At 34.6% G+C, this 24,514-nt stretch carries 20 protein-coding genes and 3 tRNA genes; 7 read left to right on the top strand and 16 right to left on the bottom strand.

The window, feature by feature from the left end:
• The first annotated feature begins 28 nt into the window (after positions 1 to 28).
• Together ABEB23_RS07280 and ABEB23_RS07275 are read left to right on the top strand one after the other, a co-directional pair.
• Positions 29 to 1,300, top strand: a complete 1,272-nt coding sequence (locus tag ABEB23_RS07280) for a tetratricopeptide repeat protein (protein ID WP_348811849.1) — start codon at positions 29 to 31, stop codon at positions 1,298 to 1,300.
• A 407-nt stretch (positions 1,301 to 1,707) separates the two neighbouring features.
• Entirely contained in the window at positions 1,708 to 2,772 is a 1,065-nt protein-coding gene (locus tag ABEB23_RS07275) for a tetratricopeptide repeat protein (RefSeq protein ID WP_348811848.1), read from the top strand.
• A gap of 61 nt (positions 2,773 to 2,833) precedes the next feature.
• Here the strand turns inward: ABEB23_RS07275 and ABEB23_RS07270 are convergent, their stop codons facing one another.
• A complete protein-coding gene (locus ABEB23_RS07270) occupies positions 2,834 to 3,595 on the bottom strand; it encodes a C40 family peptidase (RefSeq protein ID WP_348811847.1) in 762 nt (253 codons plus the stop codon).
• A 77-nt stretch (positions 3,596 to 3,672) separates the two neighbouring features.
• Positions 3,673 to 4,851: an acetyl-CoA C-acyltransferase gene (locus ABEB23_RS07265; RefSeq protein ID WP_348811846.1), complete on the bottom strand. Its 1,179-nt coding sequence runs from the start codon at positions 4,849 to 4,851 to the stop codon at positions 3,673 to 3,675.
• A 240-nt stretch (positions 4,852 to 5,091) separates the two neighbouring features.
• On the opposite strand from ABEB23_RS07265, the gene ABEB23_RS07260 reads away from it, so the two are divergent.
• The 3 genes from ABEB23_RS07260 (at position 5,092) to ABEB23_RS07250 (ending at position 5,365) form a co-directional block, all read left to right on the top strand.
• Positions 5,092 to 5,175 (top strand) — tRNA-Ser (locus tag ABEB23_RS07260).
• A 19-nt stretch (positions 5,176 to 5,194) separates the two neighbouring features.
• A tRNA-Pro gene (locus tag ABEB23_RS07255) sits at positions 5,195 to 5,269 on the top strand.
• 22 nt (positions 5,270 to 5,291) lie between these two features.
• Positions 5,292 to 5,365 (top strand) — tRNA-Arg (locus ABEB23_RS07250).
• Between the two features lie 533 nt (positions 5,366 to 5,898).
• Here ABEB23_RS07250 and secA read toward each other — a convergent pair.
• The 4 genes from secA to ABEB23_RS07230 all read right to left on the bottom strand — a co-directional run bounded on the left by secA (position 5,899) and on the right by ABEB23_RS07230 (position 11,133).
• On the bottom strand, positions 5,899 to 9,246 hold the full coding sequence (secA, locus tag ABEB23_RS07245) for a preprotein translocase subunit SecA (RefSeq protein ID WP_348811845.1): 3,348 nt from the start codon (positions 9,244 to 9,246) through the stop codon (positions 5,899 to 5,901).
• 86 nt (positions 9,247 to 9,332) lie between these two features.
• Positions 9,333 to 9,554 (bottom strand): DUF2795 domain-containing protein, encoded by a 222-nt coding sequence (locus ABEB23_RS07240; protein WP_007138072.1) that lies wholly within the window; start codon positions 9,552 to 9,554, stop codon positions 9,333 to 9,335.
• Between the two features lie 247 nt (positions 9,555 to 9,801).
• Positions 9,802 to 10,371: a cob(I)yrinic acid a,c-diamide adenosyltransferase gene (locus ABEB23_RS07235; RefSeq protein WP_348811844.1), complete on the bottom strand. Its 570-nt coding sequence runs from the start codon at positions 10,369 to 10,371 to the stop codon at positions 9,802 to 9,804.
• Between the two features lie 69 nt (positions 10,372 to 10,440).
• Positions 10,441 to 11,133 (bottom strand): ABC transporter ATP-binding protein, encoded by a 693-nt coding sequence (locus ABEB23_RS07230; protein WP_348811843.1) that lies wholly within the window; start codon positions 11,131 to 11,133, stop codon positions 10,441 to 10,443.
• A gap of 321 nt (positions 11,134 to 11,454) precedes the next feature.
• On the opposite strand from ABEB23_RS07230, the gene ABEB23_RS07225 reads away from it, so the two are divergent.
• Positions 11,455 to 12,129, top strand: coding sequence for a DUF6565 domain-containing protein (locus tag ABEB23_RS07225; RefSeq protein WP_348811842.1), 675 nt, complete (start codon positions 11,455 to 11,457; stop codon positions 12,127 to 12,129).
• A gap of 134 nt (positions 12,130 to 12,263) precedes the next feature.
• On the opposite strand, the gene ABEB23_RS07220 is transcribed toward ABEB23_RS07225, so the two are convergent.
• Together ABEB23_RS07220 and ABEB23_RS07215 are read right to left on the bottom strand one after the other, a co-directional pair.
• Positions 12,264 to 12,890: a carbonic anhydrase gene (locus ABEB23_RS07220; RefSeq protein WP_348811841.1), complete on the bottom strand. Its 627-nt coding sequence runs from the start codon at positions 12,888 to 12,890 to the stop codon at positions 12,264 to 12,266.
• A 28-nt stretch (positions 12,891 to 12,918) separates the two neighbouring features.
• Positions 12,919 to 13,710 carry an O-methyltransferase gene (locus ABEB23_RS07215; protein WP_348811840.1) on the bottom strand — a complete coding sequence of 264 codons (792 nt, stop codon included), beginning with the start codon at positions 13,708 to 13,710 and terminating at the stop codon, positions 12,919 to 12,921.
• A gap of 172 nt (positions 13,711 to 13,882) precedes the next feature.
• Between ABEB23_RS07215 and ABEB23_RS07210 the strand changes: the two genes are divergently transcribed.
• On the top strand, positions 13,883 to 15,430 hold the full coding sequence (locus tag ABEB23_RS07210) for an SDR family NAD(P)-dependent oxidoreductase (RefSeq protein WP_438861671.1): 1,548 nt from the start codon (positions 13,883 to 13,885) through the stop codon (positions 15,428 to 15,430).
• Between the two features lie 138 nt (positions 15,431 to 15,568).
• Here ABEB23_RS07210 and ABEB23_RS07205 read toward each other — a convergent pair whose 3' ends face one another.
• The 8 genes from ABEB23_RS07205 to ABEB23_RS07170 all read right to left on the bottom strand — a co-directional run bounded on the left by ABEB23_RS07205 (position 15,569) and on the right by ABEB23_RS07170 (position 24,481).
• Complete coding sequence (locus ABEB23_RS07205) at positions 15,569 to 16,012, bottom strand: hypothetical protein (protein WP_348811838.1); 444 nt, start codon at positions 16,010 to 16,012, stop codon at positions 15,569 to 15,571.
• Positions 16,013 to 16,305: 293 nt separating this feature from the next.
• Positions 16,306 to 17,340 carry a serine hydrolase domain-containing protein gene (locus ABEB23_RS07200; RefSeq protein ID WP_348811837.1) on the bottom strand — a complete coding sequence of 345 codons (1,035 nt, stop codon included), beginning with the start codon at positions 17,338 to 17,340 and terminating at the stop codon, positions 16,306 to 16,308.
• Positions 17,341 to 17,397: 57 nt separating this feature from the next.
• On the bottom strand, positions 17,398 to 18,135 hold the full coding sequence (locus tag ABEB23_RS07195; RefSeq protein ID WP_348811836.1) for an SIMPL domain-containing protein: 738 nt from the start codon (positions 18,133 to 18,135) through the stop codon (positions 17,398 to 17,400).
• Between the two features lie 195 nt (positions 18,136 to 18,330).
• Positions 18,331 to 19,128, bottom strand: a complete 798-nt coding sequence (locus ABEB23_RS07190) for a hypothetical protein (protein WP_348811835.1) — start codon at positions 19,126 to 19,128, stop codon at positions 18,331 to 18,333.
• 186 nt (positions 19,129 to 19,314) lie between these two features.
• Positions 19,315 to 19,920: a hypothetical protein gene (locus ABEB23_RS07185; protein ID WP_348811834.1), complete on the bottom strand. Its 606-nt coding sequence runs from the start codon at positions 19,918 to 19,920 to the stop codon at positions 19,315 to 19,317.
• Positions 19,921 to 20,231: 311 nt separating this feature from the next.
• The gene (locus ABEB23_RS07180; RefSeq protein WP_348811832.1) at positions 20,232 to 22,094 is read right to left on the bottom strand and encodes an ABC-F family ATP-binding cassette domain-containing protein; all 1,863 of its coding nucleotides are present in this window, start codon (positions 22,092 to 22,094) and stop codon (positions 20,232 to 20,234) included.
• A gap of 284 nt (positions 22,095 to 22,378) precedes the next feature.
• Positions 22,379 to 23,332, bottom strand: a complete 954-nt coding sequence (locus tag ABEB23_RS07175; RefSeq protein ID WP_348811831.1) for a fumarylacetoacetate hydrolase family protein — start codon at positions 23,330 to 23,332, stop codon at positions 22,379 to 22,381.
• Between the two features lie 9 nt (positions 23,333 to 23,341).
• Positions 23,342 to 24,481, bottom strand: a complete 1,140-nt coding sequence (locus ABEB23_RS07170) for an FAD-dependent monooxygenase (protein ID WP_348811830.1) — start codon at positions 24,479 to 24,481, stop codon at positions 23,342 to 23,344.
• Between the last annotated feature and the right edge of the window lie 33 nt (positions 24,482 to 24,514).

Below are 24,514 nucleotides of genomic sequence, written 5' to 3'. Positions count from 1 at the left end.
GAATAAATATAAATAAAAATTGAATATTATGAAAAGTAAATATGTAATACTAGCGTCAGCATTATTGATATCAGTAGCTACTTTTGCTCAAAAGGACCAAATTAAAGCTGCTGAGAAAGCGTTAAAAGCTGGAAACTCTCAAGAAGCTGTCGCAATTCTTAAGGATGCGGAAAATTTAATAACTAATGCTACAGATGCAGAAAAAGCGCAATATTCTTTTGTGCAAGGGAATGCTTATTTGGATTTGGCTAATAAAAAGGTTGAGACATCTAAGAATCTTTCTCTTGCGGCAAAAGCATATCAGGATTTAATTGCTATTGAGAAAGCCTCGGGAAAAGTAAAATATTCTACACAGGCTGCCACTTCAATAACAGATATTAAATACAAATTGATTAACAGTGCTGTTGAAGATTCCAAAGCGGATAAACATGCGGATGGAGCCAAAAAATTATATGATGCATATTTATTAGACAAAAAAGATACGATCAATTTGTATTATGCTGCTTCTACTTATGTAAATGCAAAAGATTATAATGCAGCATATAAGTTATATGACGAGTTAAAAACCATAAATTATTCAGGAAAAGGAACTAATTATATGGCTGTTAATAAACTTTCTGGTGAAGAAGATGCGTTTTCAACAGCTGCTGAAAGAGACAAAATGGTTAAGATGGGAACCCATGAAAAGCCTAGAACTGAAGTAATACCATCTAAAAGAGGTGAGATTTATAAAAATATGGCGTTAATTTTGGTTCAGGAAGGAAAAACTGAAGAAGCAAAAAAATCAATTGCTGATGCCAGAAAAGCAAATCCAGATGATACTTCATTGGTTTTAACTGAAGCTAATTTGTATTTAGAAACAAAAGATTACGATACTTATAAAAAATTAATTGCTGAGGTATTAGAAAAAAATCCTAATAATGCGGACTTGATTTTTAATTTAGGGGTATTAAGTGCTAATGCAAAAAATACTCAAGAAGCTGAGAAGTATTATACAAAAGTTATGGAGATTGATCCTACTTATATCAATGCTTACATTAATATGGCTGCATTAAAGCTAGAAAATGAAAAAGTTATCATTGACGAAATGAATAAGTTAGGCACATCTACTAAAGACATGAAGCGTTATGATGAATTGAAGGCCAAAAGAGAAGCGTTGTTTAGAAGTACAATTCCTTATCTTCAAAAAGCGGTTGAATTAGATCCTAAAAACGTTGATGTAGCTAAAACACTTTTAAATGTGTACAGTGCTCTTGAAATGACTACGGAATACAAAGCGTTAAAAGCTAAAATTCAATAGTTCTCTTTGTTTAAAAAGGATTTCAAATTATATTTTAAAACCCGATTATTTATTAATCGGGTTTTTTTTATGCTTGTTTTAAATAGAAGAGGACTATATTTCTTTTAAAAAATACAAATCTGTGGTAAGTTGATTGGTTTTTGTTTTAAGATATGTTTACTTTTTTGGGTTCTTCTTTATTCTATTTTTATTTTTTGTAACCAAGTATTAATTTAAAGTTAAATTTTATGATAATTTCATTTGCTAAATCAAAATTTAATTCTATTTTAGTTGAAATAATTAATTTAAACCATTTATTAAGGAATAAAATTACACAAAGTAAAAAAAATATTGTTAAATTCTATTTTTTATGTAATGTTTACGATTGATTGTCCCAAATCTATTCTTGAACTAAAAACTTATTTGTTATGAAAAGTAAATTTGTAATACTATCTACAGTATTATTGATGTCTGTTTGCACTTTTGCGCAAAAAAACCAAATTAAAGCGGCACAAGGGGAATTAAATAGTGGGAATCCGCAGGGAGCTTTGAGTACATTAAAAGCCACTGAATATTTAATTGTGAATGCTAAGGATGAGGATAAATCTGATTTTTATTTTTTGAAGGCTAAAGTCCTGACCACTCTAGCGGGCAATAATATCGATTCTGCTGAAAATCTTTCTCTTGCTGTTTCAACTTATGAGGAGTTGATAACGGAAGAAGTAGCTTCTGGTAATTTGAAATATGCTGTCCAAGCAAGAGCGGCTATTAAGGAAATTAAAAGTAATTTAGAGAATAGTGCTATTGCTGATTCTAATTCAGGTAAGTATGTTGATTGTGCCGGAAAAATGTACTATTTGTATCAAATGGATAAGAAGGATACTTTGAAATTATTCTATGCTGCTTCCAATTACGTAAATGCCAAAAATTACGATTTAGCATTAAAACACTATAAAGAATTAGCGCAGTTAAATTATTCTGGAAAAGGATTAGAATATTATGCGACAAACAAAAAAACTAAAACAGAAGAGTTGTTTTCATCTGTAGCAGGTAGAGATGCAAGCGTAAAAGATGGGACGCATGAAAAATCCAGAAATTTCATGGCCCCTTCAAAAAGAACAGAAATATATAAAAATATGGGATATATATATTCTGAAAAAGGGGATTTGGATAATGCTGAAATCTGTTATAAAAAAATTCTAGAATTAGATCCTAAAAACTTAAATGCTTATATTGATTTGGCTTATCTAAAACAGGATTCCAGAAAGAAATTAGTAGATGAAATGAGTGCATTAGGTACATCTGCAAAGGATATGAAGGTGTATGAAGAACTGAGAGTGAAAAAAGATGAAATAATAAAAAGTGCCGTTTTTTATCTGGAAAAAGCAAATCAGATGGACTCTAAAAACGTTGAGGTTTCAAAAATGTTGCTGAACTCTTACAGGGCCTTAGATATGACAACAGAGTACAATGCTTTAAAAGCAAGAATGTAGTTTTAATCAAGAATATAAAAAAAACCTATCAAGAATTGTAATTCGAGATAGGTTTTTTTATTTATATAATTTTTTTAATTACTCTCAACTTATGAGTGTGCTTATTTATTTCTGGATTGTAGATTCCAAGATGATCTAAGCGGTCGATCCGGACTTTTCCACTGGCGTGAATGATATAGTTATTTTCCATGATGATTCCCACATGGATTATATTTCCTTCGTCATTGTCAAAGAATGCTAAATCTCCAGGTTCGCTTTCTTCTATAAAACTTAATGGTTCACCCTGTGTTGCCTGTTGGGAAGCATCCCGAAGTAATTTGTAGCCATTGAGTTTATAAACCATTTGCGTGAAACCGGAACAATCAATACCAAAAGGTGTTTTTCCTCCCCATAAATAAGGGGCGTTAAGATACATAAAGGCCGAACGAATTAAAGAATCTTTAGTTTTTACACCACTAATTTTTGTTCCTTCAAATTCAAAATTTAAAATATTAATATCATTGTAATTTAAAAAAGACAAAGAAGAAGCCAGTGGTATAGGAATTAATAAGTTGTTTGGAGTTGTGATGTATTCTATCAAATCGGCATTCAAAATAATGGCGTCTTTTGATAATTGATGATAGTTGGTTTCGGAAATGGGTTGAAATTGCTTTGAATCTACCCAACCTTCATATTCGTCATATTGCATTTTGATTCTCGACCATTGTTTGTATTGCTCCAAAACTTCAAAATGTTCACCAAACAAAACTTGGGAAACAATTTCGCTTTTGTCGCTGGGTTCAAATCGTAGAGGGATAATGGCTAGATTACAAATTCCGAACATCTATTGTGTTTTAAATTTTTAATGATGCATTCTAAATGATGAGGTTTCATTTAAAATGCATCATTTAGAATAATTTTTTAAATTCTTTCAATAACTATAGCAGAAGCGCCACCACCACCATTACAGATAGCTGCAGCACCAATTTTACTGTTATTTTGTTCTAAAACGTTTAAAAGAGTAACGATGATTCGAACTCCTGAGCATCCTAATGGATGTCCTAAAGATACAGCGCCACCATTTACGTTTACTTTATCGTTGTCTAAATTTAAAATCTTTGCATTCGCTAATCCAACTACTGCAAATGCTTCGTTGAATTCGAAATAATCTACATCCTCTATTGATAAACCTGCTTTCTTTACGGCTTTAGGAAGTGCCAGTGCGGGACTGGTTGTGAACCATTTTGGCTCTTGCGCTGCATCTGCATAACCGCTGATGTAAGCCAAAGGTTTTAAATCTAATGAAATTGCCTTTTCTTCACTCATCAATACTACTGCAGCAGCACCATCATTTATTGTTGAAGCATTGGCGGCTGTAACAGTTCCGTCTTTAGTAAAGACAGCATTTAAAGAGGCAATTTTGTCTAATTTAACGTTAGTGAATTCTTCGTCTTTTGAGATTATAATTGGATCTCCCTTTCTTTGAGGAACTGAAACCGGTACAATTTCGTTGTCAAATTTTCCAGATTCCCAAGCTTTCGCAGAACGCTCATAGGATTGAATTGCGAAGTTATCTTGATCTTCTCTGCTGATATTGTATTCGGCAGCACATAAGTCCGCACAAACACCCATAGCGCTGTTATCGTAGGCATCAGTAAGACCATCCTTTTGCATGCCGTCAACCATTGTGCCTGGTCCAAATTTGATTCCATTTCTCAAATGCATGTAATGAGGAATCAAACTCATGTTCTCCATACCTCCAGCTACAACGATTTCGGCGTCACCACATAAAATGGCCTGTGTTCCGAGCATAACAGATTTCATTCCTGAAGCACATACTTTATTTACAGTGGTACAAGCAACACTATTTGGTAAACCTGCAAATAGGGCAGCCTGACGAGCAGGGGCTTGACCCACACCAGCCTGAACGACATTACCCATAAACACTTCGTCAACTAAATTAGGATCTAATTGGATTCTATCCAAAGCACCTTTTATGGCTACTGCTCCTAATTTGGGAGCTGTAACTGTAGATAATCCGCCCATAAAACTTCCGATAGGTGTCCTAACGGCTGAAACGATAACGACTCTTTTGTTCATGATTTATATAATCTTAGTTTATGTAGCAAATTTAATCTTTTTTAGGTAAATTCATATTTTCATGTCAGTATTATATTTTTCAAAAAAGGACGTGTTTTTTAATTTTGGCTATAGGCTTGATAGTGAAGTGTTTTAAGAAAAATATGAAAAAACATTGAAAAAAAGTGTCAAAATAGTTGCGAGTAATGCAATGTTGTGTTACATTTGCAACCGCAAAATAGGACATGTTTCCTTGAGCTTGGAGAGGTGCCAGAGCGGTAATGGAGCAGATTGCTAATCTGTCGACGAGTAATCGTCGCCAGGGTTCGAGTCCCTGTCTCTCCGCTTATTAAATTTTGTGCATCGGGGTGTAGCGTAGCTCGGTTATCGCGCCTGCTTTGGGAGCAGGAGGCCGCAGGTTCGAATCCTGCCACCCCGACAAATTCTTTTTAATGAGAAATGGACGCATAGCTCAGCTGGATAGAGCACCTGCCTTCTAAGCAGGCGGTCGAAGGTTCGAATCCTTCTGCGTTCACATCAAAACCCACTTTTTATAAGTGGGTTTTTTGTTTTTGGGTGTTTTCTTATTTCTGTCTTCATGAGTCAAACCCAAAACCTGTGGGGTAGTAAAAATTAGGCAATATTAGTTAGTCTAAAAATGAAAAAAAGGTAATGTTTCTAACTCCCTTGAATTGTAATCAAAAACTATGATTTAGACATTAAAAGATTCAGCCGAAACATTTGTACTTCTGTTGTCAAAATAATTTAAGATTGATCTGTTAGTATTCAATTCTCTTTTGATTGAAATGAATAGAATTAAGCCCTTCCTTTTTTTAAAACCAATATTGGTAGTTGATTGCTTTTATCGTGTAAATAAGCCCTGTTTTAAAGCAATAGACCTCTAGTTGTAATTAAACCTGACTAATATAGATGCATACTCTAATTCATTTGTGATCGTCTCAAAGTGTTTGGGGAATACAAGATTTAATTTTTGTTTTATTATAATGTCAAAAAAAAATCCCCAATTACAAAAGTAATTGAGGATTGAATTATTAATTAATAGAAATATTATTCGTTGACAATAACCCATTCTCCAGTGGATAATAGATTTTCTGCTTTTTTATATTTCATACTTTCTGTTTTTCCTGTAGCAACCTGTTTGATAGTAACAGTATCATTACGATTGATTTTTGGCATATCTCTCACGATTGTTTCCGTCACGTGATGTTGTTGTGTTTCGCCAGCTTCACGATTGATACTTTCGCTATTTGGAATTTCGTCTTTACTCAATTTATAATCTTCTTTTTGACGAACTTCTTTTGCTTCTTCGATTTTTGGCGTGTTTTGAGCTGGTAAATCACCTTTGAATAAGAATGAAATCACTTCTTTGTTAACATCGTCAAGCATCGCTCTAAACAAATTGAAAGCTTCCAGTTTATAGATAAGCAATGGGTCTTTTTGTTCGTGAACGGCTAATTGAACAGATTGTTTCAACTCGTCCATTTTACGTAAATGTTTTTTCCAAGCTTCGTCTACAATAGATAAAGTGATGTTTTTCTCAAAATCAGCAATCAATTGGGCACCTTCAGTCTCGTATGCTTTTTTCAAATCGGTAACCACATTCAAGGTTTTGATCCCGTCTGTAAACGGAACTACAATACGCTCAAAGTGATTGTTTTTTTCTTCGTAAACTCCTTTTATAATAGGGTAGGCTTCTCTGGCGCTTCTTTCCGTCTTTTCAGTGTAAAATTGAAGTGTAGCTTTATAGATTTTACCAGTTAATTCCATTTCTGATAATTTCACAAACTCACTTTCCGAAACCGGAGAAGTGATAGAGAAATAACGGATCAATTCGAACTCGAAATTTTTGAAATTATTAGTTACTTTATTTTCACTTACAATTAATTCGCAAGTATCGTAAAGCATATTGGCAATATCCAGTTTTAAACGCTCGCCAAACAAGGCATGACGACGACGTTTGTAAACTACTTCACGTTGCGCATTCATAACATCATCATACTCTAATAAACGTTTACGAACACCGAAATTGTTTTCTTCTACTTTTTTCTGTGCACGCTCGATAGATTTAGTCATCATTGAATGTTGAATCACTTCACCTTCCTGCAATCCCATTCTGTCCATTACTTTAGCAACTCTTTCAGAACCAAATAAACGCATTAGGTTGTCTTCAAGTGAAACATAAAACTGAGAACTTCCCGGATCTCCCTGACGACCGGCACGACCTCTTAACTGACGGTCTACACGACGGGAATCATGACGTTCTGTACCTACAATTGCTAAACCTCCTGCTGCTTTTACTTCGGCAGATAATTTAATATCCGTTCCACGTCCAGCCATGTTGGTTGCGATTGTAACTACTCCAGGTTTTCCTGCTTCTTCAACAATTTGGGCTTCTTGTTTGTGCATTTTTGCATTCAATACATTATGAGTAACCCCTCTCATTTTTAGCATTCGGCTTAATAACTCCGAAATCTCTACAGATGTGGTACCAATAAGAACAGGTCTTCCTGCTTGTGATAATTCTGTTACATCTTCAATAACCGCGTTGAATTTTTCGCGAGTAGTTTTATAGATAAAATCTTCTTTGTCTTTTCTAGCCATCGGTCTGTTGGTAGGAATTTCTACAACATCCAATTTGTAAATTTGCCATAGCTCACCAGCTTCAGTAACAGCTGTTCCAGTCATACCTCCCAGTTTGTTGTACATCCTGAAATAGTTCTGAAGGGTTACTGTAGCAAATGTTTGTGTAGCAGCTTCAATTTTTACGTTTTCTTTTGCTTCAATTGCTTGGTGTAATCCATCAGAATAACGGCGACCATCCATGATACGACCAGTTTGTTCATCAACAATCATAATCTTATTGTCCATGATAACATACTCAACATCTTTTTCAAAAAGAGTATAGGCTTTCAAAAGCTGTGTCAAAGTGTGAATACGCTCACTTTTTACACCGAAATCTTGGAATAATTTTTCTTTCTCTTCTGCTTCTGCGTCTTTATCCAGTTTTTTCTTTTCGATAGCAGCAATTTCGGTTCCAATGTCTGGAAGTACAAAAAAGTTATTATCAGCTGAATCTGAAGACAAGAATTTAATTCCGTTATCAGTCAATTCAACCTGATTGTTTTTTTCTTCAATTACAAAATACAAAGCTTCATCCACTTTATGCATGTCACGTTTGTTATCTTGCATGTATTGATTTTCAGTTTTTTGAAGCAATTGCTTAATGCCTTCTTCACTTAAAAACTTAATCAAAGCTTTATTTTTAGGTAAGGATCTATACGCTCTCAATAGGTTGAATCCGCCGTCTTTTGTGTTTCCTTCTTTGATTAGTCTTTTTGCTTCCGCTAAAAAGCCGTTAGCCAATTGTCTTTGTAAACCAACAAGGTTTTCGATTTTAGGTTTTAGTTCGTTGAACTCATGACGATCTCCTTGCGGAACCGGACCCGAAATAATAAGAGGTGTTCTTGCGTCGTCAATCAATACAGAATCGACCTCATCGACAATTGCATAATTGTGTTTTCTTTGAACCAAATCATCAGGAGAATGTGCCATGTTATCTCTTAAGTAGTCAAAACCAAATTCATTATTGGTTCCATAAGTGATATCAGCATCATAGGCTTTTTTTCTACCTTCGGTACTTGGTTGGTAATTATCAATACATTCAACTGTTAACCCATGAAATTCGAATAAAGGAGCTTTCCATGTGCTGTCACGTTTAGCCAAGTAATCATTTACTGTAACCAAGTGTACACCATTTCCAGTCAAAGCATTCAAGTAAAGAGGTAAGGTTGCTACCAATGTTTTTCCTTCACCCGTTTGCATTTCAGCAATTTTTCCTTCATGTAAAACCATTCCACCAATCAATTGTACGTCATAGTGAATCATGTCCCAGGTAATTTGCTTACCTGCTGCATTCCATGAATTGGCCCATATAGCATTGTCTCCGTCCAAAGTGATATAATCTTTAGTAGCAGATAACTCTCTGTCTTTAGGCGTTGCGGTTACAACTAATTGGGTGTTTTCTTTAAATCTTCTGGCTGTTTCTTTGACAACAGCAAAAGCTTCAGGAAGAATTTCCATCAATGTTTTTTCAGAGATGTCGTAAGCTTCCTTTTCTAAAGCATCAATAGCGATATAAATATCCTCTCGTTTATCTATATCTTCAATAGTTTCCACTTCTTTTTGAAGTGCGGCAATTTTCGCGTCTTTTTCAGCGCGGTCCTGTTTTATTTTTTCTTTAAAAAAGACTGTTTTAGCTCTAAGTTCATCATTGGATAATGCCATTAAAGGACTCTCAAAAGTCTTAATTTTATTTAAATACGGTTGTAAAGCCTTGACATCATTTTGTGACTTGTCACCCACAAAGACTTTAATAATGCTGTTTATGAAACTCATGATTTATTGGTATTTCTATTTTTTGTAATTGTGTAAATTTAAACAAAAAAAAAGCCTCTTTTGAGACTTTTTCCTTGGGTTATTTTTTAATATTCATCCTCGTTCCAAAGATAATCTTCGTCTGTAGGATAATCTGGCCAAATTTCTTCCATTGATTCATATATCTCGCCTTCATCTTCTATTGATTGAAGGTTTTCTACCACCTCTAATGGAGCTCCTGCTCTAATAGCGTAGTCAATAAGTTCGTCTTTGTTAGCAGGCCATGGTGCATCACTAAGATAGGATGCTAATTCTAATGTCCAATACATGTTTTGTCGATTTAGTTTGTGCAAAAATAATTTTTTTACTGAAAAAGACAAGTAAAAATCGATTTATTTTGATAAAAAGTTAAGAACGTCTTTTTTATAGCTGATTTCTGATTTTTGATTAACAATTTTTGATTTTAAAAAAAAGGATATTTAAATCTTTTAAATCAATTTTTTTGATCTGTTAAACTGGAATCTTTAAGTCTTTAAAAAATCTGATACCAAAATAGTTAGTCTGAAATCAAAAATTTTATTTCCTTGGAATCCATTGAACTTCCTCAGCGTTTAAATCGTGTGACAACTTTCGTGCCAACACAAACAGGTAGTCAGAAAGTCGGTTTAAGTACCGGATTGCTATTTCGGCGACAGGCTCATTGTGGCTCAAATGTACCGCTAAACGTTCAGCACGACGGCAAACGCAACGTGCAATATGACAATATGACACAGTAGTGTGTCCTCCGGGAAGAACAAAATGCGTCATTGGTGGTAACGCTTCTTCCATACTGTCAATTTCGTTTTCGAGTAATTCGATATCAGATTCTAAAATTCCGAGTTTTTTTAAACGGAGTTCACCATTTTTTAGAACTTCTTTTTCTGGGGGAGTGGCAAGAATGGCTCCAACAGTAAACAAACGATCTTGAATTTCGATAAGGATATTTTTGTAGTGGGCATCCATTTCCTGATCCCGAATTAGGCCGATATGAGAATTCAGTTCATCAACTGTTCCATAACTTTCGATACGGGCATGATCTTTTGGAACTCTGGTTCCGCCAAAAAGTGCTGTGACTCCCTTATCTCCTGTTTTTGTATATACTTTCATTTTTTGTGTTTAATCGGTCATTTGTGTATCTGTTTAATCGATTTAACAATAACCGAATAAACAAATGATCTATTTAATTTTAATTGTATCGCTTTCTATCATTCCGTCACGCAAACGAATAACTCGGTGTGCATACGCTGCGATTTCTTCCTCGTGTGTTACCAGAATAACGGTGTTACCATTGGCATGGATATCACCAAAAAGTTTCATGATTTCAAGCGATGTTTTACTGTCTAAATTTCCGGTAGGCTCATCGGCAAGAATAATGGATGGTTTGTTTACCAAAGCTCTTGCAACAGCCACACGTTGACGTTGTCCTCCTGAGAGTTGGTTAGGTTGATGATCCATTCTGTCAGCAAGATTTACTTGTGCTAATACTTGCTTGGCACGTTTGTATCGATCGGCCTTAGAGTAACCTGCATAGATCATCGGTAAAGCAACATTGTCTAAAGCGGTTGTTCTGGGCAAAAGATTAAAAGTCTGGAAAACAAAGCCAATTTCTTTATTGCGAATTTCAGCTAATTCATCATCTTTCATCTGACTGACATCTTTTCCGTTCAAAATATAAGTTCCAGAAGTAGGTGTGTCCAAACATCCTAAAAGGTTCATCAAAGTAGATTTTCCTGATCCGGAAGGTCCCATTAGCGCAACGTATTCGCCTTTATTTATTTCTAAGTCAATGCCTTTTAATACATAAACGATTTCGTTTCCGAGAACAAAATCTCTTTTGATATTGGTTATTTTAATAAGCGGTTTTGCCATCGGGATTTAGGATTGTTGAATTACAATTTTCGATTTTAAAAGTACAAAAGACTTTTGAATTAAGACATAAGTAGCCATAAATACATTTTTGTTACAGCCGTTTTGTTACAAAAAAACAACGGCTTGTCATTGACTAATCTATTTTTGAGTATTTAAATATTGGTTCAAACAATAGTTGATTTTCAAATGAATATATTAGATCAGCCTGTTAATTGTTTTTGTTTCATAATTAAGAGGATTGTTTTCATAATTTTTGGATTTGTATTGAATGTCAAGTGTTTAAGCCTACATTTACTTGAATAATAAAAAAAATATAAAATTATGAAAAACGCAAAATTGTTTTTAGTGATAGCGTTAGTCGCTTTAGGATTCTCCTCTTGTAAAGATGAAAAGGAAACACAAGCTCAAAAAATAGTAGACACCTATGTAATGTATGTTGATTCATTAGGAAATGTTTCTTCGTTAGATGCCGAAGGAAATTGGGAAGATATTGATGGCAATTATCAAATGAGAAGTAAAGAAGCTGATGCGGCTTTAGCTAATTTGAAAGATAAAATTGAAGCTCAGAAACGTATTGATGCAAGTAGGGCTAAATATTTAGAATTAAAAGCTAAAGTGGAAGCAGATAGAGCAGCAGCTCAGAAAGCAGCAGCAAATACAAATCCGAAACAACAATTGCGTAATGCTTTGTTTGGTGAAGGTAAAATAGGGGATGATATGAATTTTAATTGGGTAAATGCTTCTAATATTCTTAGTGTATACCAACAATTTGTGCAAACTGCCGAAAGTAATAAGGACAATTATTCCCGTGAAGATTGGGATGAGGTGAAATTGATGTATGAAGCATTAGATAGCAGAAAAAATACAGTGGAAAATGAAGGGCTTACTTCTGAGGATAATAGGAAAATTGCAAGTTTAAAATTAAAATTTGGACCAATGTTTAAATTGAATAGAATGGGAGCAAAATCAGAAGAAATGGCTAAGGCTAAAGATTAGGTAATTATTAATTCAAGGAGAGATGACCGCAGTAATTGCGGTCATTTTTTTTGGTACAAATATAAAAAGGTTCTTGTTTCTGTTCTTTTCTAAAGAATACTACTAATTTTCAGGTTCTTGAAGCAAGAGCTCAATTATGATATTTTGTAAATTTTTGTAATATCCTTTAATATTTCATCAAAGTCAATCTTCAGATCAATTAATTTTCCGGTATGAATATCAAAAATCCATCCGTACACTTTTAAATTTCTTTCAATATTTGCTTTTTGAACTTCGGCAGTTTTGATGATATTAATGCATTGTTCCTGTACATTTAATTCCACCAGCTTTTTATATTTCTCTTCCTCATTTGTAATGGCGTCGAGTTTTTTTCTGTGTAGTCGGTATACATCACGAATATTTCTTAACCAAGGATTTAATATTCCTAAATCGGATTGTTGCATGGCCGCGAGCACACCGCCACAACCATAATGTCCACAAACAACAATATGATTCACTTTTAAATGCATGACGGCATAATTGATCACCGACATGGAGTTTAGGTCGGTATTGGGAACCATATTAGCGATATTGCGATGCACAAAAACCTCTCCCGGTTGCAGCCCCATAAGTTCTTCGGCAGAAACACGACTGTCAGAACAACCGACATAAAGGAATTCCGGTGACTGGCCCGCTGATAGTTTATCAAAATAGTTTTCGTCAGCTTGAAGTTGTTTGGCAATCCAATTTCTGTTATTCTTGAAAATCTGTTTGATATCCATACTGTTTTTTTTGTTTAAAGTTATTAATCTATGTTCGAATGACAAAATGTTGTTTTTCCTGTTCTCTCCTGAAAAACACCAATCCCCATTGAAAAGTATCAATGGTGACTTTTACTTTTGGATGATTTTTAATGATTTCCCAAGCTTCTTCCATTTCCGGAGACCAATGAATATCATCAAATATCCAGACGCTATCGTTAGTAATGCTTGGTAATAAAAGTTCAAAATAATCTAATGTTGCTTTTTTTGAATGATTCCCGTCGAAGTAAATAAGGTGAAAGTCAAAAGGCGAAAGTTGAAAGTCGCTCAAATAACTATTGAATTCTGTCACGACTGAATTTATATTGGTTAAGCCAAATTGTCTGAATTGGTTTTGGGCAATTTTAGCAGTTTCCGGACAACCTTCAAGGGTTGTGATTTTTGCTTTTGTCCCGACACTTCGGGATCCAAGAGAAAGAGCAGAAGTGGCCAGTCCCAGCGAAGTTCCAATTTCCAAAATAGATGAAGGTTGAAAATAATGTACAATTCTGAATAATAATTCCGCTCGTTTTGGACTAATTCCTGCCGTTTTAGCAATCTTGGAGATTTCTCTGGTATTGGATTTAAAAACTTTAGAACCCGCACCAAAATCAGTTACTTCAATCGAATTTTTATTAGTCAGAAGCGCTTTTCTGTATTCTTTTAAAATGGAATATTCCGGTTTTGATTTTTTATCGTAAAAACATTTGGTAATCAAATTAAACACAAAAGGCGAATGCACCGCATGTTCGTTTTTTGAGTGCCAAAGGAATTGTAGGTATGATTTTATTTGGAATACCATAGCGAATTTTACAAAGTGGGCACGAAGATACTAAGATAATAGTCTAAAGTCAAATGTCATAAAGTTGAAAGTTTCAGCGCGTCAAAGTCAGCATGAAGACTTTACGACTTTTAAAACACTATCTTTGCGGTCTTGGTGTTTTTGCTAATGAAAATGCCCGTTTTATATAATGATGACACCAGAAATAGAAAATAAGACAGCCATAAGTTCAGAAGAAATTGACCGCTGCATCGCTATTCTTGCACAATTGAATACCGATACTGACCAAATTTTTGAAATACCAAAAGAACAGAGAACGGCTTTAATCAAAGCGGCTGGACAATTTTCGCGCCCTGACCGTGATGAGTTTGCTAAAAGGAAAAAGGATGGAAAAGCTGTAGCCAAACGCAAACAGGAAAAGAAAGACAGAACCGCCCGCAAAGTAACCGGAATCCGTTCTGCCCGTGAAGCGAGTGTTTTTGTCGCACCAAAACTATTGGCTTTAAACGATCTTGCTCACAAAGAACAATTAGAATTGGAGACGCCAAGAAACTGCTATGTCTGTAAAACAGAGTTTACCAAAATGCACCATTTTTACGATACCATGTGTACCGATTGCGGTGATTTTAATTATGCTAAGCGCTTTCAAACCGCAGATGTAAAAGGACAGATTGCCGTGATTACAGGCTCTCGTTTGAAAATAGGTTATCATATTACCTTGATGTTATTAAGAGGAGGAGCTACGGTTGTTGCAACGACCCGTTTTCCTGTGGATTCAGCTTTGCGTTTTTCTAAGGAAGATGATTTCATGGAGTGGGGGCATCGCTTAAAAATTCACGGATTGGATTTGCGACACATTCCAAGTGTGGAGATTTTCTGCAATTTTATTGAGCAAAAGTACGGACGTTTAGATATTCTGATTAATAATGCGGCGCAAACCGTAAGACGTCCAGCTGGATTTTATACCCATTTAATGGAAAACGAAGAACGCTCCATAAGTTTTTTGCCTCAACAAGCACAAGATTTATTACTGGATCATACCAATTGTCTGGAAGAACTTAAAGTATTGACCACAGGAGCTTCACCAAATCAAAATATGCCGGTGACTTGGCACGGACCGGAACCGGGAATTGGGTTGCGGGCTTCCGCCAAATTATCCCAGATTCCGTATTCGTTTGATAATGCGCTGGTGGCCAATGAAGTTTTTCCGGAAGGGGAACTCGATGCCGATTTACAGCAAGTAGATTTGAGAAAAACCAACAGCTGGCGATTAAAACTAGGACAAATAGAAACCACTGAAATGATTGAAGTGCAGTTGGTGAATTCGGTAGCGCCTTTTGTATTGTGTAACCGTCTTTCAGAAGTAATGAAGAAGGATAATACAGGTAAAAAACACATTATTAATGTTTCGGCTATGGAAGGGAAGTTTTACCGAGATTTCAAGGAAGACCGTCATCCGCATACCAATATGGCCAAAGCCGCTTTGAATATGCTGACCCATACTGCTGCAGGAACTTTGGCAAAAGACGGTATTTTTATGAATGCGGTTGACACCGGTTGGGTAACCGACGAAGATCCCGCCGAATTAGCCAAAAGAAAACAGGAAGAAGAAGATTTTCAACCGCCATTAGACATTGTGGATGGTGCTGCACGGGTGATGGATCCTTTGTTCGACGGTATTAATTCAGGGAAACACTGGTGTGGGAAGTTTTTGAAAGATTACAGGCCAATTGCTTGGTAGTTTTCAGTCGCAGTCTCAGTTTTCAGTTCGGTAACTGTGATTGAAAAATCCTTTACCAGATAAAATAAAAACCACAACAAAATTGAATTTTGTTGTGGTTTTTTTAGTGGCTCGGCTTGGTTTCAGGCTTGTATTAGCCTAAGGGTTTAGTCTTTCAACACCTTTTGCGATAACATGTTCCGAAACAGCAAAAGTGTCTTTTTTGATTTCCCAGAATTTTTTGACAAAGGAGGCAATCTCATTTTCTAATTCCTCGTGCTCGGTTCTAAATTTATGAGAATCATATTTAAAGGGATCATCAATTAGTTCGGACAAATGATACAGGTGTTTGGACGTTTTCTCCAGCAGTCTGTCGCAGTTTTTGACATTTTCAGACAAGCCGGATGCTATATTTCTCATTTTATCCAAATTTTCTTTATTGACTAGCCAAATGAAATATTTATCAATAAGATGATACAAAAAATGCAAATCACCTTTATAGAATTTCAAATCTGACTGCCAATGTTCTGTCAGGACATATAACTCTCGGTATTCGGCAGTCCAGATAAAATCGCCTTGTGGTCTTAAACTAAAATTTATCATGATAACTAAGTATAGGATTAATAATTAGAATATTAAAATTAATTAGCTGGCTCAATACCAGTAGTAACCATAATTATTTTCTGTTCCCAACTTGGAATAGAATCTGCAAAAATCTATTATAAATTTAAGGATTTTAATTCAAAGAAAGGGTTTTACTTAGCGGTTTTTTTGCGTTGAGGTGCCGCAAAAATCATAGATATTTGGAGTGTAATCTAGAGCTATTTTATACTTAAAGGAGTGTGGGGCATTAGGAGTTTATTGCTTGAGCCGCTCATTCAGAGAACCTTTTGCTGTTAGTTATAGTTTTTTATTTCGTTTCTAATAATTTTCAAAATTTCGGTATGATAATAAAATGTCTTTTTTAAGTCATCCGTGTCATAGACAATATTTTCAAGTACAATGACACTGGTCTGGGTTTTCGGAAAGTAATAGTTCATTGAAACAAATCCTGGGGCAAAACCCGTCTGTCCATATTGTAAAATAGCGTCTTTTGTGTCAACCGTTATTCCATAGCCATATTCGGTAACGCCAAAAAGAGGATGGTTTCTGACAGCGCCTTTTTGTTTGGTCTCCAGCATTTTCATGGTTTCCCCTTTTAGCAATTTCCCACTATAGAATGTTTTGTTCCAAATGTTTAAATCTTCGGCTGTTGATATGAAAGAACCGGCAGCAACATAATTTTGAAAAGTTTTGGTTTCAAATTCAATTTTTCCGTTTTCATTTTCTGTGTAGCCTTTCACCAAATTTTTATATTCCTTTTGGTCTGGATGAAAAGTATTTTTCATCCCACATTCTTCAAATAGGTTTTTAGAAAGTTCTGCGAATGTTTTACCCGAAGTTTTCTCGACAATTTTAGCTAATAAATCATAGCCAATTTGTGAATAGGAATATTGAGTTCCTACTGTAAATATTGTGGGCTCATCAAGTTGCACGATGCCGTGCATATGTGTTAATAAATGATGGACAGTAACTGTATCTGCCCAACTTTGTGTCAGTTCTGGTAAATATTTACGAATTGGTGTAGTTAAATCAAGCTTTCTTTTGTCAAATTCCCGAAGTGCCAAAACTGCTGTAAACTGCTTGCTAATGGAACCGATTACAAATTGGTCATTAAATTTTAAATCCTTTTTTTTGTCAATATCCGAATAGCCATGAATTTTTGAATATTTTGTCTTTCCCTTTTGTGAAATAAGTATTATTCCGTTAAACGGTTTTGTTTTTTTATCAGAAACTACAGCGTCTATTTGTTTAGCAAAATTCAATTGTTGTCCATAAGACGCACTTAGTATTGTCAGGAATAAAAGAGTGGAGAGAAGTCGTTTTGTCATATTGTTTTTGCCTGTTAGAATAGGAACAAAGGCGGGAGAATGTATGCGATTACTTTTTTAACTTTTTGTTATTTCGTATATTATTGTGATTGTTTCTTCAAGTTGTTTTTCTTCAACTTCAAATTTGTCAAAAGATGTTTTTTGTATTACTTCTGATGCAGATTTAAGACTTGGTTTTACAAATTTAACAGCACTTCCGGAAATCATTTCGTCATAATCATGTTCACCATATTTTGTAACTTTTTTTATATTTACTAATTTCAAATTTAGTTCACTTGCAATATTCTCCGCATTACTTTTTGCATCAGAAATTGCTAATTTAACTAATTTTTTTCTTGATATATTTTCAAGTTCACTTGATATTTGAGTTTCAAATTCCACATCTAAATCTTTAAAATTTCCTAATTGAATTTCTTGATAAAACAAATCAATAAGTATATTGTTAATTCCAAATTCAACTTTCAAAGAATTCGATGCATAATATATTTTTTTCTCCTCTCGATTTTGTTCAGAATTGAGTTCAAAGTCTGAAATTTTGATTTCCTTGTTAGAAAATCCAATTTTCATTAATACGTCTTGCAATTTTCCAATTTCATCATTTAATTCTTTTATTGCTATTTTTTCAATTTCATTTCTTTTTTCTACAGTAATTTTAAAAATTCCAATATCAGGTTTTATATTAATTTTTGAGTTTCCTTCGGCTGTAATTTCATTTGGATTATTAGTTTGCGAATACGAACATAAGTTGATGCAAATAATTGCTACAAGGGTCAATATTTTTTTCATTTCTTTCATTTTTTTTGTTTACTGTCGCTCGAAGGTCTCGCCGAACGTTCTGGTAGCGGGTTTGGGATTAAATTAAGCCCATTCTTCGGATTTGCCACCCGAGCGATAGCGAACAGGCGAAGCAAATCATCCCAAATACAAAACCAACTTTCCATTAAGCCAATTGCCCAAATCCGTTGTAGTAGCTGTTGGCAGCTGGCTTATTTATGAATGAATGCTTGCTGCTTGGTTCAGAACCCATTTTACAAAGCTTAAACCAGCTTCATTTAAAAAATTATCTGAATCTTTTGTTTTTTGTAAAAAATCATATTTTCTGAAGATATTTATAATTTTTGCTCCTATGTTAACAAAAGGAATATCAGAATTTGTGTCTTTAGGAAATCGTGAGAAGCGTTCTAAATCCATTTCGGTTAGGTTCTCATCAATTATTATCTTTTGATAAAAATTATTTTTATTAGATCGATTATATTGGCTTTTTAAATTTATGGATAAAGTGTTATTTAGGTCATTAAGTTGGTTTTTATAACTATCGACAACAGTTTTATTCGATTCATTTAAATCAATTATTTGGTTTTCAAGTTGTTTTATTTTATCTATAAAATCTTGTTTTTCTTTGTTACCTGATCTTATATCTTGAAGTATTAATTCTTGTTTTGCTAAATCAATTTGGTATTCTGAATCAGAAATTTTTGTTTTATAGACATATTTTAACCTTGTTTTTTTTGGAGAAGAAATACTCCAATCTATTAATGTCATTAAAAATGGAACTCCTATTGTTATTATTAGTGCAATTAAAAATGGACCTAATATTGCTCCTAAATTACAGTACTCATTATTGATTACAATTATTTTATCTGATATTTTTGCATCTTCAAATAAAAGGACAAGAATAGGTCTCCAATTCCAAAGAATAAAAGCTATTGTGTATGCACCTGTAATTGGAGTTTTAATTCGATCTTTTGAAGAATCATAAATTTCTTTAAGAAGTTCTGATAAGTTCATTAATTTTAAGTTTAATTTATTGTTTTGCGATTCTGCGGTTTGCTTGCTGCCAACGTTCCGCTACTACAGCGGGTTTGGGGTTAAATTAAGCCCATATTTGGATTTGCAAAATCCCCCCAAATACAAAACCATTTTCCCATTAAGCATATTGCCCAAATCCGTTGTAGTAGCTGTTAGCACCTGTATTTATTCACCTTTGCAAGTTGTCAAGTATTTTGTGTACTCATTAATAAATTTATCACGCTGTTTTTTGTAGTCGTCAACATTTTCAAAATTTCTGTATTCTGGTTTGAGATTGTTGAAGTAGAAATAAACTGTAACACCATTTCCAGGGAACATAATAAATGTTCCTAATGTACTTCCAGATTCAATATTTCCTCTGCTAAGGCCATAAATTTTGTAACCATTAAATTCAAGTTCAATTAGGTTTTTAGTTTCCATTCCACTCGAATTTGAATTTAAATATTTTAAGTTTTCTAGTAGGTTCTTTTGATCCTTTTCATACTCTTTATTTTCTGAAAGCTCTACTTTTAGATTTACAAAGGGAACTTTTTTGTCGTTATTATACAAAACTCTATAACCGTCAATACAAGTAATTTCGACTTCGCCTTTATCCGTGGCAACTTTTCTCCCTTTTCTATAAGCTTCAGGAAGTCTGTCTGGTGTTGCAGGTGTTAGATTGGTTGATGATTTAAAAGAAATAAAGCATTCGTCAATTTCATTTTTATTAGTGAAACTAAATATAAGTACCGTAAGTATTAGAATTGAAATTGTTATTAATTTTGATTTCATTGTTGTTTTTCGTTTTTTGGTTGTATAGGTGCTAACTTATATATAGGTCTGACAAAACCATCCCAATCTACCCAAAATGAGCTGGCTTGGTCTCATTAACCTCATGTTTTATTTCCCTCAAAAATATACAAAATAAACTACAAAACATCAGTGGAACTTTTATTTTGTTCTACTTTTTCGTACTAATTTTAAATCGCTTTTTTGCTAAAAAACAACACCCACAACAAAATCTCATTCTGTTATGGGTGTTGTTACATTTTATTTTAAGAAAGTGTTCACGGCAAACTGCGACTGAACATGGGATACTAATTTTATCCTTCTATCTTCGCACTCAATTCAAACCATCGTTCCTCTTTCTCTTCAATTTTATTGATGATGTTTTTCAACTCGTTCGCTTTCTTTTCGATCGCTGATTCTTCAATTTTTCCGTCTGAAAAGAGTTGTTCAATATTCGTTTTCTGAATTTCTAAATCCTTGATTTCTCTTTCGATTTTTTGATATTCTTTTTGTTCGTTGAAAGTCAAGTTTCCTGTTGGATTGTTTTGTTTCCAATCTTTCTTCTCGGCTTTGTTTTCTTCTTTTTGAGCGACATCAGCACTGTCTTCGTACGCTCTGAAATCAGAGTAATTTCCTGGGAAATCTTCAATTTCACCTTCGCCTCTAAAGACAAATAAGTGGTCTACAATTTTATCCATAAAGTAACGGTCGTGGGAAACTACCAATAAACATCCGGGATAATCCAAAAGGAAGCTTTCCAAGACATTTAAGGTTACAATATCCAAATCGTTTGTTGGCTCATCGAGAATCAGGAAGTTTGGATTCTGAATCAGAACCGTACATAAATACAAACGTTTCAATTCACCACCACTTAGTTTTTCTACATAGTCGTGCTGTTTTTTTCGGTCAAAAAGAAAACGTTCCAGCAATTGTCCGGCCGAAATAATTTTCCCCTTCGTTAACGGAATGTATTCACCGTATTCTTTGATGATATCAATAACTTTTTGTCCCGGTTTTGGATTGATACCGCTTTGGGTGTAATACCCCATTTTAATCGTTTCACCCACAATTACTTTTCCGCCATCAACGGGAATAGTACCCGTTAATAAATTCAGGAAAGTAGATTTTCCGGTTCCGTTTTTTCCAATAATCCCAATGCGTTCTCCTCGTTGGAAGTCAAAACTGAAATTATCCAAAATCACGCGATCTTTAAATTTTTTGGAAATCTTGTGAAGCTCAATAATCTTGCTTCCCATTCGTTCCATATTAATTTCAAGCTCGACTTTATTTTCGCGACGACGACTTTGTGCTTTTTCCTTAATCACATAAAAGTCATCCTGACGCGATTTTGATTTGGTTGTTCTTGCTTTTGGCTGACGGCGCATCCATTCCAATTCTTTTACAAAAAGGTTTTGTGCTTTGTCCACACTGGCGTTTTCTGAGGCAATACGCTCTTCTTTTTTCTCTAAATAGTAAGAGTAATTTCCTTTGTATTGGTATAATTTTCCGTTGTCTAATTCGATGATTTCATTACAAACACGTTCCAAAAAGAAACGGTCGTGTGTCACCATAAACAAGGTGATGTTTTCTTTGGCAAAATAACTTTCTAACCATTCAATCATCTCTAAGTCCAAGTGATTGGTAGGCTCGTCAAGAATTAATAAGTCGGGACGATTAATCAGGATAATAGCCAATGACAAACGTTTTTTCTGGCCACCTGAAAGATTTTTTACTTTCAATTTGAAATCTTCCAGCTTTAATTTGAACAAAATTTGCTTGAACTGTGTTTCAAAATCCCAGGCATTGTATTGGTCCATTTGGTCAAAAGCTTTTTGGTACGCTTCTTCATCTTCCGGATTTTCAAGTGCTTTTTCGTAGCGTTCAATCACCTTCAAAGTTTCGTTATCGGAAGCGAAAATACTTTCTTCAATCGTCAATTCATCCTGTAGGTTATTGTCTTGTGAGAGGAACGCCATTTTAATGCCTTTTCTCAAAACAACCTGTCCTGTATCTGGTTCGTCTAAACCATTAATGATACTCATGATGGTCGTTTTTCCTGAACCATTTTTGGCTATAAATGCAATTTTTTGATCTTTGTTAATTCCAAAAGAAATATTTTCAAACAATGTTCTCTCACCAAAGGATTTAGAGATATTTTCAACAGATAAGTAATTCATGTAATTTTTGCAGCTGTAAAACAGCATTTTAATATATTAAGAAAGCATAGGTCTCTAATTAAGTCTCTAGTTTTAAATAGATACCCTGTATTAGTTTTTGCAAAGGTAGCTTATTTTAATAATAAAAAAAGATAGCGTTATGCTATCTTTTGGATTCAAATTTTAATGCGTTTTTTAATACGTTTTGGAGTTTATATCTGGGAATTACCGCAACCAAAAAAATATCTAAAACAACGGGTGCTTCAGATATTTAATCACTAATTCAAAATATTTATGTAAGCGTATTATACAACTGTGTTTTTCAGGATTCCAATTCCTTCAATTTCTAGTTCTACCACATCACCAGGTTCCAAAGGACGATGAACAGAAAAATTATTTTCAATTAAACTGCCCCAGCCCACAGTTCCTGAACCTAAAATATCTCCGGGCATAAGCGTTACATTGTTTTCTGAAGCACGTTCCATCATTTGAGGGAAAGTCCAATGAACGGTTTTATAGTTTCCTTCGCATATTGTTTCACCATTAATTTTAGAAGTCATTTTGATATCGAAACGGTCGGTTGTGCTTTTTGGCATGGCCAAATGTTCCGGATGTGATTCCCTTGAAATACTGCAACGGTATTTTTCAAACTCATCTTTGGTAACGATACACGGTCCAATAGCATTAGCGAAATCCTTTCCTTTGTGGGGGCCAAGAGGTACAGTCATTTCGTACTTTTGGATGGCGCGCGCAGTCCAGTCATTAAAAACCGTATAACCAAAAATATAATCCTCTGCATTTTCAGCTTTGATGTCTTTTCCTTTCTTGCCAATAATAACCGCCATTTCCAATTCGATATCCAGTTTCGTTTCTTTTTCAGGACGTTTAATGGCGTCATTTGGTCCATAAACACCATGATGATTGGTGAAATAGAAAATAGGCATTTCGTACCAAGCCTCTCCAACCGTATGACCAAAGGATTTAGAAGCATTCAACATGTGTTGTTCAAAACCAATATAATCTCTAAAGCTTCTTGGGTTTGGCAAAGGAGCCAATAGTTTTACTTCATTTAGAAAATAGTGCGGTTTTACCTCGCCAAGTTCCTTTATGATTTTAAAATTAGCTTCATGATTGTCTATGAACGAAAGCATGTCTGTCGGCAGTCTTGAATCGGCCAGATTCATATCTACTACCGAAACATTATCTAACCAGCCAATGCGACTTTCGCCTGCTTTATTTTCGAATGTTATTAATTTCATCTTAATTTTTTAAATGGGTTGTGTAAGTGCCATGCATGTTTTTCCCATTGTCGCTCCAATATTGGCGCCTTCCGGCAATGGTTTTCCTTCGAATGTCATTAATTCCCATTCTCCGAGTTTTTCAGAAGCTTCAACAACCATTTTACAACGGTCGTATCTGCGTTCCATGAATCTTGAAAAAATAGCATCGACACCATCTTGCTTTTTAATTTCTTCGGCCAATACTACAGCATCTTCAATAGCCAATGCCGCACCTGAACCTAATTGTGGAATCGTTGCATGGGCTGCATCACCAATAATAATAACATTTCCTTTGTACCAAGGTGCCGGAAGATCTAAAGTTTCTAATGGTCTGTAGTTTACCAGTTTTGGATCGACTACCTGATCGATTAAGCCTTGTATCATGGGAATAGGATATTCTGCCATGTAAGACTGTAACTTTGGAATCATTTGGTCCTCTGTTATAAAAGGATTATCAGCACCTTCTGCAGAAACTACAAAAATGTAGCAACTATCTTCTGTCATAGGAATTATTCCTAATTTACTTTTTTTGCCAAAATATATATATCCCGTATCTAAATCCTTGGGTCTTTTAAAAGCATAGCGCCAGTTAGATAATCCCACATAATTAGGTTTTGATTCCCCAAAAATTAAATTTCTAACTTTAGAGTTTATACCGTCTCCACCAATCAAAATATCATAACTTCCTGTAGATCCATCAGAGAAAACAACATCAACGCCATCTTCCTTATCTGTAATTGTATCAACAGTAAGCCCCATACGGTATACCGCCCCAACTTCTTTACTTCTTTCTAATAATACTTCGTGTAAAACTTTTCTTGAGATTCCATTATGACTCGGAAATCGTCCAATAGGTGGCGTTCCGGCTTCGGCTATTTGGTGACCGGTAGGCGTACACATTTTTACCATAGGGTAGGGCGAACCTCTTCTAAGGGCCTCATCTGCACAACCTAAAGTGTCAAGTGCCCTTAAAGCGTTTGCCTGTTGAATGATTCCCACACCATACACATCAAATTTTGGTTGCAGTTCTACTATTTCTACTTCAATACCTATTTGTCTAAGAGCAATACTAGCAGATTGACCACCAATGCCACCACCAACAATTAATACTTTATTTATGGACTTCATAATTTAGTCGGTTTTTGTAATTAAAATCAGTTA

The organism is Flavobacterium maritimum (assembly GCF_040049085.1).
Taxonomy (GTDB): domain Bacteria; phylum Bacteroidota; class Bacteroidia; order Flavobacteriales; family Flavobacteriaceae; genus Flavobacterium; species Flavobacterium maritimum.
This window is presented reverse-complemented; position numbering and strand designations above follow the sequence as displayed.